At 33.8% G+C, this 13,315-nt stretch carries 11 protein-coding genes; all 11 read right to left on the reverse strand.

Features of this window, described 5'->3' with window-relative positions; genetic code table 11:
- Positions 1-32: 32 nt before the first annotated feature.
- A complete protein-coding gene (locus AC1Q8N_RS05090) occupies positions 33-629 on the reverse strand; it encodes a hypothetical protein (protein ID WP_000487799.1) in 597 nt (198 codons plus the stop codon).
- 274 nt (positions 630-903) lie between these two features.
- Positions 904-2,754, reverse strand: a complete 1,851-nt coding sequence (locus AC1Q8N_RS05095) for a hypothetical protein (protein WP_098079524.1) — start codon at positions 2,752-2,754, stop codon at positions 904-906.
- On the reverse strand, positions 2,744-4,564 hold the full coding sequence (locus tag AC1Q8N_RS05100; protein WP_142330317.1) for a DUF8727 domain-containing protein: 1,821 nt from the start codon (positions 4,562-4,564) through the stop codon (positions 2,744-2,746). The genes AC1Q8N_RS05095 and AC1Q8N_RS05100 overlap by 11 nt, the downstream gene beginning before the upstream one ends.
- A 106-nt stretch (positions 4,565-4,670) precedes the next feature.
- Complete coding sequence (locus AC1Q8N_RS05105) at positions 4,671-4,931, reverse strand: hypothetical protein (RefSeq protein WP_000391452.1); 261 nt, start codon at positions 4,929-4,931, stop codon at positions 4,671-4,673.
- A 75-nt stretch (positions 4,932-5,006) separates the two neighbouring features.
- Positions 5,007-6,434 (reverse strand): basic amino acid/polyamine antiporter, encoded by a 1,428-nt coding sequence (locus AC1Q8N_RS05110; RefSeq protein ID WP_000129474.1) that lies wholly within the window; start codon positions 6,432-6,434, stop codon positions 5,007-5,009.
- A gap of 213 nt (positions 6,435-6,647) precedes the next feature.
- Positions 6,648-8,159 (reverse strand): ABC transporter permease/substrate-binding protein, encoded by a 1,512-nt coding sequence (locus AC1Q8N_RS05115; RefSeq protein WP_098076320.1) that lies wholly within the window; start codon positions 8,157-8,159, stop codon positions 6,648-6,650.
- Positions 8,160-8,162: 3 nt separating this feature from the next.
- Positions 8,163-9,110: an ABC transporter ATP-binding protein gene (locus AC1Q8N_RS05120; RefSeq protein WP_048546583.1), complete on the reverse strand. Its 948-nt coding sequence runs from the start codon at positions 9,108-9,110 to the stop codon at positions 8,163-8,165.
- Between the two features lie 100 nt (positions 9,111-9,210).
- The gene (locus tag AC1Q8N_RS05125; RefSeq protein ID WP_098076322.1) at positions 9,211-9,768 is read right to left on the reverse strand and encodes a YdcF family protein; all 558 of its coding nucleotides are present in this window, start codon (positions 9,766-9,768) and stop codon (positions 9,211-9,213) included.
- Positions 9,769-9,854: 86 nt separating this feature from the next.
- Positions 9,855-11,324, reverse strand: a complete 1,470-nt coding sequence (locus AC1Q8N_RS05130; protein ID WP_404519060.1) for an RNA-guided endonuclease InsQ/TnpB family protein — start codon at positions 11,322-11,324, stop codon at positions 9,855-9,857.
- A gap of 169 nt (positions 11,325-11,493) precedes the next feature.
- A complete protein-coding gene (locus AC1Q8N_RS05135) occupies positions 11,494-12,723 on the reverse strand; it encodes an MFS transporter (RefSeq protein WP_048541242.1) in 1,230 nt (409 codons plus the stop codon).
- 1 nt (position 12,724) lies between these two features.
- Positions 12,725-13,261, reverse strand: coding sequence for an NADPH-dependent FMN reductase (locus AC1Q8N_RS05140; RefSeq protein WP_048541240.1), 537 nt, complete (start codon positions 13,259-13,261; stop codon positions 12,725-12,727).
- Positions 13,262-13,315 lie beyond the last annotated feature (54 nt).

The following is a 13,315-nucleotide window of genomic DNA, read 5'->3' on the forward strand; positions in this document are numbered from 1 at the left end:
GTATTCTCTTTATTATACATATTCATTTCGCTTTATTTTGTTAACATAATATTCTTACTGTATTCTGCGATTAATGCCTGTGCATGAGCATTCCCTTGAATCACATCTCGAAATTCTTTTAAAGAATACAAATGCGTAGCCCCTTTTCGGGCATGAATTCGCACTGGTACACCTTGTAAAGTATCATGAAACTGAAATGGCTTATCTACCGGTTCAATTGGGAAACCGAGTGTTAATAAATACATATACATTCTTTTTGTCACTGCTGCAATATACCATTCTGCTTTCGTTTCTAATGCATGCATAAATAAAATAGCTGTTAGTCTTTTGAAGTGTCCTCTCCCACGAGACGTTTTCGCAATACTCAACTTGCCTATTTCATACACATTTTTCAAATCTTTCACTAGATCATTTTTAGAAAACGGATAGAAAAACTCAGAATTCGATTGCTCTGGTTCCGTATACTTAATACATTCTACTGTACCAATATGATGTTCATCTTCTATTAATAAAAATCGTGATGGATTTAAATTACGTTCTACGAACATTAAGTTTCTTTCTTCACAAAAATCTCCCCATAGTTGCTCGAACCAAAAATGTTCTTCTTTTGTTTGAACACGCTGGAACATATTTACCCGCCTTTCCCATCGCCGCTCTGTTTTTGATAACGCTTTCACTATCTATCATATAAGAACAAATCTTCGTATGCAACTAAAAATATTTATGACTTATTATATTCTGCAAAACGAATTAAATTCCATCTTAATCGTCTTTTATCCCTCATGTACCGTTCTTCTAACAATATATTTATATTACTTACAAATTCAAATCGTATAAAGCTGTCTTCCATACAGCATATATTTCTTCTTAATCTAAAAAAATCCTTTATAAAAAAGGATTTTTTTACTTCTTCATGCTTTTTAACCACTTCTCAAAAATTTGTACCATTCCATGTTTTCCGGCTAATTTCTCTTCCCCTTGTTTCGTTTTATATGGATATAATTGCAAGAACACACCACATCCAGACTCAATTTTTTTACTATGCATATGACTTCCTGGATATACACAAATAACTTCATAAATGGCCCTTCGATAATAGACTCTCTTTCCATCCTGTTCTTCTACATATTTTATAGACCAGTACTTATACATTTGCTCAGTTGCCTTCGTATTTCCAACGTGCTGAAAAATGTTGTACATTGGGCTATACTTCACTTCAATAATAATAGAAGATTGATATACGTATTTTCCTTCTTCCTTTACATAACAGTCTAAGCGAATGTCTGGCTTCTTCGTATCTTCTCCATTATAAAAATTACTCCCTTTACTTAATGCAATAAGGGGATGAGTTTCAATTAAATCATTAAATGCGACATGTACTCTAATATCATCTCGGTGTAAAACTACTGTCGTTCCATCCTGTAATCCATCTACATAAAAATGTTCTTGAATTTGTTCACGAATGGAATTTCTAGCCTCAAAACCAATTTGCTCTAACATGGAAATAACGATAAAAAAAGCGTAATATTCATACACTAAAAATGTTGGTTTATAAACAAATAATAAAGATGGAGATTGTTCTGTATATTGTGGAAGTACATCTAAATGCTGTAGTAGTTGTTGATGTGGTATCGGTAAATTATGTGAGTACATGTTACCTGTTTCGGAAACTTCTCTCCAAAATGGAGAATGCATTAAAGTTTGAAAGTATTGTACACTTTCATGTACAAAGTGCGCTAATATTTTATATTCTTGTATCTTCATAGAGCTTTTTCGCAAATCCGCCTCTTTTAGTAAATGAATATTTTTATATTTTTGTTTCTCTCTATCGGTCACTGATCCATTACGCTCAATTGTTTGTATAATCGTTTTTACAGCTTGAAATTCTTCTGATTTCTTCCTTTTTGCTCTTTCTAATATTTCAATTGTTTGACGCAAAAAACTTTCAGCTTCAAGTAAATAGAAATAAAATTGCATCGCTTTAAATTTAAGAAATGCATTTTCCTTACTATTTTTTTGTTCTATAAACTTACGATTATAATATTTTGCATACGGTTTTCTTTCCGCCACTATGGCTCCTTTTCTCGTTGCTTTCCGCTCTTTTTCTTCCCATTTATATTCATGTATAAATTTTGAACTCGATTCTATTTTCTTAAAAATTTGCTTTATCTTTTTCATTTTTTGCGGCAACTTTCTAAGTAACACTAAATAAGAAGAATCTTCAATATCACTAAGTGCAGAGAAAGTCTTTTTATAATAACCTCTATCTAAAATCAACTCATTCAAAATTGACTTTACATAGTTTTGAATCATTTCAAATTGATCATCAAAAAAATTTTTGGGAACGATTTGAAATGCGCCATAATATGTTCTATCTTCTATATTCACTTCAAAATGATATAATCCACAACGCCATGGATAAAAGAATTCCGTTTTTCCATGTTCATATATTAATACCTTTTGTTTTTTTTCATTTATTTCATATTTTGACTCTTTTATATTTTTCTGTCCCTCATATACTTTATTCCATATAAAAGTAATATTCATTGGACTTTCATAATGGTAATGCAATCTAATTGGTTTTAATTCTTGTACTTTATAAATACATTGAACTAATGCTGTAGTAGATGTACAAAGACGATTTAATAAAATATATTCCCCCTTCGCCTCAGTTCCAATGATTAACTTTAATACAAAAGGGAGTGTTTCTTTCGTATCAACGATTTCTGTTTCATATCGCCCTTCATTTTGCATAGCCATACAGCTCCAGTTCTCTACGCTTTTCTCTTATATATGCTAAAGAGTGTTCAAATGTAGATACTCTGCTTGCAAGTGGCGATTGCAAAAGAGGTAGTAATGTCGCCCCCCTTTTTACGTCTTCAGAAAGTAAAGACCCAACCATCATTTCAGTACCTCTTATTTTCGTCAATACACGTTGCTTGATTTGTAAATCAAATCCCTCTTCTCTACTGATCATATAGGAATGATTATTTTGGAACGGTATATTTTGCAAGTAAGTAGCGATTGCGTTTGCACATCGAAATGAAATTCCCTTTGACATATCATGTGATGACAATACAACATGTAACTTATCTAATAGTTCTAACTCTTCTTCAGAAAACACCTCAATCATCGCTTTATTCCTGACCCAGCTTATACGAAATTCTCCTGCAGTTACTTTCAAAGGTGGTTGTAATACAATTTTCTCTTGTTCCATACACATCTCACAAAACGGAATCTTTTGTAACGTTATTAAATTCGTCCGATCTAATAATCGATCTGAGAGTTCTTTCGTTGTTTCATCAAAATTTACTGTACCTACAAATATAATATTTTCACCAATTTCAATCGTTGATGGAATTGGATTTTCTTTTTCTTGTACACCTTCATACAAATTTAGAATACGGTTTTGTTTTTCAAGTTGAAGAACAGATAGAAATGGAGTAAACCAATGCTCAATATGTGACATATTCATTTCATCAAAAACGATTATATATAGTTGATTTTGATTTTCTTTTGCCTTCATTAACGCCCTAACTAATTTTGTTTCACTTTCAATAAAAGTACCATTTGGGTGAAGGTAACCAAGTAAATCATGTGGTTCTTGATACGATGGTGAAATCGGAATCCAAACCAATTCTTCCCCATACTGTAATCCAAGTGCTTCTGCATAAGCTTGCACAAATCGAGATTTCCCAGCGCCTGGTATACCACCTAGAATCGTCAACATATTTGTTTTCGCACTTATATGGAAATTATAAATGTCCGTTTCATCCAAATATAGCCCTTTATTACGTACAAAACTTTTTACATACTGTAAAAAGACGGATTCACGCTCATCCCATTCCCATTCATCCTTGTGCACTTTTATTTCCTCTACTTCTACATGCTTACCTTCTTCAGTCATTCGTTTTTTTAATTGCTCATACATGTGATTGCTTACAAAATACAATTGATCTTCTACCGTTATTTCCACATACTTCATCCAGTCATTTAAGTCTATATACTTACATTCCCGCTGCTGTTCAAAATATGCGATTGAACTAATTGATGATGACTTTAAAGATATATTTCCATATAACCTTCCATCGTGCCACAATAATTCGGGAGGCTCAAAGTCTTTCGGATATTTTGGCATTAGAAATGACAAATAGCCATTTCCAAGTTTTCTTTCTAAAGACTCTCCTTTTTTGTATTCGGAAACTTTAGGTACTGGAATCATTTTATAGCCATTGGCCATTTCTTGTGGTTCTTCTGCACAAATTAACTCCACATATATATGTCCTCTTTCATAATAGAGACGAAACATAACCAATTGCTTTTCTAATTTTCTTTTCTTTAATTCCGAAAAGACTTTTTCATTCTTTTTATTGCTACATAAACCTTCAAATACGTATGGTTCATTTTTTAATTGCTCTTGTAACGTGAATGGTATTGGCGATAGGCATTGTACAAAGAAGTTCTCTCCATTCTTCTCTCTCTCTGCTTTTGTAAACTTTCCGATAAACCTCATATAGTACATTCTTTTTATAAAACTTGGCTGAAGAGCTTTATGTAATCTCACCTTCGTCACCTTCTTTTTTTCATACTATTCTTAGTGTATGAAAGAAACGAAAAACTAGAAACAAAAAACCTGACGTTATCCGCCAGGTTCAAAATTAAAACGTATATTAATGAGATGGAAATGCTTTTTTCTCTTGTAAAATGGCATTATGAGCAATTTTCATTTTAGCAAGTACATATCGTAATCGATCTTCAGCGTTTTCATCTGTATTTTGCTGTAATTCCGCCAAATTCTCTACAGCACTCGCTAAATTTTCAATCACTCCTCGTAGTTCAGGATGATGATTAAAAAAGGATTCTTGCACTAATACTTTCCTTACTTCACTCGCTAAATCAACAATTCTGGTTAACTGTTCTTTTTCTTCCATTTTCATCCCTCCTGAATATCTTATGTATTAAATATTCTCTAGACAAAGAAAAAAGCCCTTTTTTTAAAAGGACTTTTACATTTTTATATTTCCAGTTAATAACATATAAAGTGATGTGATAGCTGCGATAACAATTGCCCACATTACATATCTCTCAATACCTTTAAAACAACGATTTCCTTTTTCTTTTCTTGCATACATGTAAACAATAATCCCAATTCCATACACGATTGAAACAAGTAATAAATTTTTCAAACCTGCTGCATATAGAAGCCATACAGAATAAGTAGAAGCAATTAAAGCTAACGAGCCGTTTTTTACTTTTGCATCTTTTAGTTCGTTTGTAATAACTAATTTAAATTGGAATAACGCTGATAATAAATATGGTACTAAAATTGATGTTGAAGCAATAAAATACATAATTTGATATGTTGATTCTGAAAACAGAACGATTATAAATATAATTTGGGCAACGCCATTTGAAATCCATAATGCCATATGTGGCGTTTGTTTTTTATTTGTTTTCGTAAAGACTTTCGGAAACACGCCATCTTTTCCTGCTACGTGGGAAATTTCAGAAACAAGTAAAAACCAGCCTATTAATGTACCTACAAGTGAAGCAACTAACCCAATGTTAATCGCAACGGCGCCCCATGTCCCAACAACATGTTCTAATACATGTCCCATTGACGGGGTTTCTAACACGGAAAGCTCTCCTCTTGTCATCGCTCCCATAGACAAGACAGAAATTAAAATATAAATAGACATTACTAAAATAAGTCCAAGTACTGTCGCTTTACCAACATCTCGGCTATTTTTCGCTCTACCAGATAATACAACCGCTCCTTCAACCCCAATGAAAACCCAAAGAGTTACAAGCATTGTATTTTTCACCTGACCAAGTATAGAGGAAACTGATATAGTTCCTTCTCCCCAAAAATCATGTGTAAATGTATCCCAGCGAAACGCTGTTACCATTACAACAATAAATAATACGATTGGAACTAATTTCCCTATCGTTGCAATAACATTCATAATAGATGCTTCACGAATTCCAAATAAAATTAGAAAATGAAGTGTCCATAATAAAAGTGATGCTCCTACGATAGACGCAACATTATTTCCACCTTTAAAAATGGGGAAGAAATAACCTAATGTACTAAATAGTAACATGATTGTTGCAACGTTTCCTAAAATTCCCGCTAGCCAATATCCCCAAGCACTGTTAAATCCGATATATTCTCCGAAACCAGCACGTGCATAACTATAAATTCCGCCCTCAAGCTCCGGTTTTTGTCTTGCTAACGTTTGATATACGAGCGCGAGTGGAATCATTCCCATCGCTGTAATACACCAACCAATTATTATAGAGCCGCTATTCGCTCCTACTGCTAAATCATGCGGTAAACTAAAAACACCGCCACCAACCATCGTTCCGACTACTAATGCAATTAATGGAAAAAAACCTAACTTCTTTTCTATTTGTACCACCCCATCTGTCATTCTAGGTGTTATGTTCGTTCAACTATTAAAGTCACCTTTTTCTCTAATAGACGTTTCTCTTATATTTTTTCAGGAAAACATTACTTATTCTAAAAGAAAATGAAGAAAAATGGAATACTTTTTTGAAAAAATGTATAAGTATGCACAAAAAAACCGTTCATTTTGTAATGAACGGTCATTTCATACATATAAATTTGTATATTTCTTGTAAAATTAACGAAGTAAATTCTCTTTTTGTAAAAATTGTTTCGCAACTTCTTCACTACTTTTCCCATTCACATTTACTTCATAATTCATTTTTCTCATTTCTTCATCTGTAATCTTCCCAGATAATGTATTTAATACTTTTTCAAGTTCAGGATATTTCTGTAACGTCTCTTTTCTTAATAATGGTGCACCTTGGTACGGTGGGAATAATCCTTTATCATCTTGTAGCACTTTCAGTCCATACTGCTCAAGTTCACTATCAGTTGAATATGCATCGATTACGTTAACATCCCCTGATTGAATTGCACTATAACGTAGTTTCGGTTCCATCGTTTTCACATTTAAAAACTTATAGTTATATAATTTTTGCATTCCTTTATAACCGTCTTCACGATCAACAAATTCTAATGTGAATCCTACTTTAGCATCCTGTGCCATTTTTCCTAAATCAGAAATTGTATTTATATTATTTTGATCTGCTATTTTTTTCGGCATAGCTAGTGCATATGTATTGTTATACTCCATCGGCTTCAACATAACCATATTATATTTCTTTTCCATTCCAATGCGAGCCTGCTCATATACTTCATCCCGATTTGTGCTTTTTGGCTCTTCTTTCACGAAAGTAGATAAAGCTGTTCCCGAAAACTCAGGGTATATATCTACTTCTCCTGATTTCAATGCTTCAAATACAAATGCTGTTTTTCCAAGACCTGGTTTTAATTCTACGTGTAAATCGGTATCCTGTTCAATAAGCTGCTTATACATTTGAATTAAAATTTCAGGTTCTGATCCAAGTTTTCCGGCAATAACAATATCTTTCTTTTGTGTGTTCCAAAGAAAGGGAGAAGCAATCATTATACAAGTAATACATATCGTCAATATAATACGCTTAGAAGAGCGTTTTGGACTCTCAAGCACTCGAAGTACTACATCAAAGAATAAAGCGAGTAACGCGGCTGGTACGGCCCCTAAAATGATAAGCGCATGATCATTTCGATCGATACCAAGTAATATGAGTTTTCCGAGCCCACCAGCACCTATAAGAGCTGCTAATGTAGCTGTTCCAACAATTAATACCATCGCCGTACGAATACCGGCCATAATAATTGGTAATGCAAGAGGAAGCTCTACCTTCCACAGTCTTCTCCAGCTATTCATCCCCATAGCTCTCGCTGCTTCGATTAAAGATTCATCTAACTCCCTTATTCCTGTATATGTGTTTCGTAAAATAGGTAATAGTGCATACACAACTAATGCAATAATGGCTGGGAGCTTTCCAATTCCTACTAACGGAATTAAAAGTCCGAGTAATGCAAGTGATGGCACTGTCTGCATAACCGCAGAAGTTCCTATTATAAATTCAGCCATTCGTTGTTTTCTCGTTAATAAAATGCCAAGTGGCACCGCAATAATTACTGCAAAAAATAGTGAAATAAGCGATATTTGTAAATGCTCACTTAATGCAGTTAGTAATTCTATTTTTCGCTCTTGGAACGTTTGTATAAAATCAGTCACTGTTTAGCCTCTTTCCTTCATTTGTTCAACAATGTAATTAACAATATGACGACTTGTTAAAGCTCCAACATATTGACCATTTTCTTCAACTGGAACGACTTCGTCAGCTCGTACACGAACTAATGCTTCTTGTAAAGAAGAATGCAATGATAATGCATCCCCTTCTACCCGTATACTTTCATCAAGTGGCAATACATCTTCTATACTTTTCCCCTCATACCAAGGTTGTCCACGATTTCCAATGAACTCTTCTACAAACTCATTTTTCGGATTATGTATAATACCTTCTGGTGTATCTAATTGAACTACTTTTCCTTCTTTCATAATACAAATACGATCTCCAAGTGATAATGCTTCTTGCATATCATGTGTTACGAATACAATTGTTTTTTGAATCTTTTTTTGCAATTGTACGATATCCTTCTGAAGCTGTTCCCTACTTAATGGATCTAACGCACTAAACGGTTCATCCATAAGAACGATTTTCGGGTTTGCGGCTAATGCCCTTACGACACCAACGCGCTGCTTTTGCCCTCCTGACAATTCATCAGGCATGCGATCGCGATATACGTCTGGATCTAGCCCGACCATCTGTAGCAACTCATCGACACGAGCTTTTATTTTTTCTTTGCTCCATTTTCTCATTTCAGGAACAACTGCAATATTTTCTGCAATTGTCATATGCGGAAACAAAGCGATTTGCTGCAATACGTATCCTATATTCCAACGCAATTCATTAATATTATATTGTTGAATATCTTTTCCATCGATTAAAATAGATCCTTCAGTCGTTTCAATTAAACGGTTAATCATTTTCATTGTCGTTGTTTTCCCGCAACCACTCGGACCAATGAGAACAAAAAATTCTCCCTTTTTAATTTCTAAATGCAATGAATCCACTGCTTTCATGCCATCTTCATACGCTTTTGACACATGATTAAATTGAATCACAAATACAACTCCTTTAATGTTGTTTCCTTTATTTTGATGGAATACGGCATTCATTTCAAATGATACGCTTTATAATTAAAAAAGAGCTCAAATTTGAGCTCTAACGGTCGAACAATATCGTTTTCATTATTGCAACATATTCACGTACATACATTTTTTTCTTAGAGCGCATTGGTGTTTCAGCAGCTAGTGCCTCCATCTTCATACCTAAACGCTTTGCAATTATTTTGGTCCTATACAAATGATACGTATTACTTACAACTACCGCATGTTTCACATCATATAAATCCATACTAAACTTTAAATTCTCATACGTATTTGTAGATTGATCTTCCATTAAAATACGATTCTCATCTATACCATGTACCATTAAATAGTTTCTCATACTATGAGCTTCCGGTATATCTTCATCTTCTCCTTGACCACCTGAAACAATTACTTTCACTTCAGGATGGGAATATAAATATTCCAACGCTACATCCAAACGGTTTTGAAGAGATAAAGACGGTCTATCTCCAAATAACTTTGCGCCTAATATAAGAACGTACGGAGAGTGATTACTCAATTTTTCACGAGCAACATTCTTCATTCGAAACGTCATATAAAGGATGTATAGTAGAGGTAATAATAAGATTATAAGTAATATCCATTTGTTCATATATACGTTTGCACTCCCTTTCTTTTTATTATATGAACACTCCCCCACTTAGCAAAGCTTGAAGTGGGGGTTTCTAACGTTTCAACCTAACGGACGATTAACGTCAGGGGAGTTAACACATTAGCGAGCTGTTTCACGCCTAACCCCTCTATCCCATTTGTCCATGCATTTGGGATTACTTTTCGTAAAATGTTAGCCGCAGCATTTACATCTGCATTAATTAAAGTTTTATTTGCTGAACGATATATGCCGCGCTCTATTCGTTTTCCTGAAAAAGTTGTATTTTGGTCATTATCTCCAAACGTTGGAATGAAGTCGTTATCCAGAAAACTTGCTTTCGATGTATATGATTCTTCAGTTACAACAACTTGAATGCCTACAGCATTTGCTTTGTATGTAATCATTTGAATCAGTAAATTATGCGGGATATGACAAAACGATTGGTTATTTCTTTTTCCCATATTCGTTTCTTGTTTCCAACTTTTGTTTTGACCAATAACGATTTTACAAACTTCTTCTTCTTGAGCTAGTTTCACGATATGGTGACTAACTTTATGGAAGACGTCTTTTATTTTCAAGTAACGTTTTTGATGAAGTTTTTCTATCCTTTTAGAAGTAAAAGGTCCTTCATTAGTTTGTTTTCCATTTCTAAGAATGCTTGTAAAATGAATCTTCATTTTATTGTAATATTGATTTATGCTTTTGACATGTTTGCCCTTAACAAGGACAGGTTTCATACCTGTGTTTGTTACGATGGTTGCAAGGTTATCAATCCCTAAATCAATACTCATATAACGAGCATTCTCTTCAATAATTTGTTGTTCAGAAGGAACATCAATCACCAATTCCACTACATATTCATTGTATTTTGGAATCACACGAACTTGTTTCAGTTTACCTTCAGTGAAACCTAGTTTCCCAATATTTAATTGTAATTTCGTCTTTGGAAACTTTAAAAATCTACCGTTTTTAATGATGCAATCTTGGTTTGTATACAGAATCTCTTTTTCAGAAGAACGAATATACTTTGGGATCCTAGGCATTCCAGCATATTTGTTTGGATTCTTTTTATAGTCTTTTAAACTAGCAAAAAAAGATTTCCAATTTTGGAACACCCCTTTCATGATTGACTGGCTACATTGCGTAGGCAAAGCTCGATAATCATTTTGAATCATAGCCTTAAATAGTGCATCTAGAAAGTTGTAATCTACATAAGGGTTTTCAAAATTAGGTTCTGAAAACAAATTACATGTAATCTCTTTCTGTTCTTCTTTAGGCTTTAATTTCTCTCTTTCCAATTTCTTCTGATAGACAAGAAGTTGTGTGTCATTCATCTTACCAATATTTTTATGAATATTATCCAGAACTTCTTTTTGCAAAGGCTGCAACTCTTTTTCTTGTGTTAATCCAGTGTACACCTGGCGTATATAAAAGTTTGTGGTGTTGTACATATTCTTAGCGTTATGACAACATTCTTGAAAATAAGAATACATACGATGCCCTTTTTTAATCCAGATTTGAAGAGTTTTATAGTTTGATGGATTTTCCTTTGTCATTTTATTCACCTCCTTGTTAAGGATATTATAGTAAAAACAGAACGTATGTTTCTGGTTTTTCTTGAAAATAAAATATTTCTTTCGAGAGGACCCCCATCTTCACTTACGTTTAGAGGTGGGAGTTCTCTCGAAAGGCATGATAGAAAAAGCTTGGAAGGCAGAAGTTTTTTTAAACAATTGATTTATTAGAAACGTTCGTCCCTACTTTACGTTGTGAATATACATAATAAAGAGCAATTCCTAATGATAGAATCAATATACAGCTAAGTACGTAAAACGGGAGCATTACCCCAGCTTTAGATACACCAGCTGTAAACAGCATTAATAATACAATTCGTATTCCTGTACCGATTAATCGAAATAAGCTGTCTACACGTCCCATTACTTCGTTTGGAATTTCCTCCATCATTAATACATTTCTCGCCACTCTTGTACCCGCATTTCCAATTGCATGAAAAATTGCAAGTCCATATAACAACATTACGGAAGGTTCAATAATCATTACGGTAATTGAAATTACATATAGGAACATCGTCATGACGATTGAAATTTCTATTTTGATATATTTCATCATAATTGGAATACTTATTCCCGCAAGAACCGCTCCCACACCATACATCATACCTTCTATCGCGTATACAGAGGCACTGGCTTTTAATATATCTGAAATATATACCGGGATTAAATAATTTGCCATCATAACACCGATAAACGGCATATAAGTCGCAAGTAAAAACCAAAATAACCTAGGACGCTTTTGCATAAAGTGAATCCCTTCGAATAATTGCTTCTTAAATGTTACTTTCCTTTTCACTTCCTTTTTCTTTACGTACGGTATACATAAGAAAAGGATGAAAGCTCCGGCAAAAGTTAACATATCTACTAACAAGATCCATTTTAAAGAAATGATTTCAATTAGGAAGCTAGCAGCCGCTCCTGAAATAACTTGAGTTAACTGTCCTTGTATTTCCATTGTTCCACTTAAATTTTTATAATGTTCTGCTTGAAATATCTCTTGGTTAAACGCAAATATTGTAGGATAAAATAATAAATAGTAAAATGACCCTGCTATATATATAAGAATATAGTGAATAGAATGATAAGGTTGCCCAGTAAATCCCCATATAGCCATCATCCCTATAACAACTATCCCAATACCTTCATTACATAATAATAAAGATTTTCTTGAAAAACGATCAATACTCTGCCCGATAAACGGTGTTAATAAAAACATAATAAGAGTTGCGATGATGGAGACATAACCAAACGTTGTCTCTCCTCCACTCTCTTTAATTAACAACCACGGAATCGTTATCATAACAATACCGGAACCAATAGCTGATAAACTATTGGCCCCTAGAATGAAATACAAGCGTGAATCTTTATACAGAGATGGCATATCACTCAACTCCTAGTTGTTTTTTCACCTCTTTATATACGCTCATATATGCTTTTAATTCTTTAACTAAATCATGAATTAATGGTTTTGCATCTTCTCCCAGTTCACCGTCTTGTACATGAAGCCCATCAAGTACAACTTGTTTTGGGATGGCATTTGCGTATACCCCTCTAGCAACAGTTCGCATACTATTTAATGCGTTAATTCCTCCTTTACCGCCCCCTGCAACAGCCAGTAATGCGACAGGTTTATGGATGAACTCACCACTACTTAAGTAATCTAACGAGTTTTTCAGCGCTCCGCTCATCGCATTATGATATTCTGGTGTACATAGTACTACACCGTCTGCAGTTTTCACTAATGCCTTTAATTTTTTTACCGCTTCTAATTCACGCTGTGATTCTTCCCCGTTATATAAAGGCAGTTCCTCTACTGATAAATCGTATAACTCCCCTTCAAATTGATCAGCAATATATTTTGCCACCACACGAGTTCTACCGAATTTTCTTGGCGTACCGTTAATAACGACTAGTTTCATAATTATTTCTCTCCTTTGTTTTTCAGTTATACTTATATATTATCAGAAATTTCT

The sequence above is a fragment of the Bacillus sp. GW823-FHT06B01 genome (assembly GCF_058952315.1).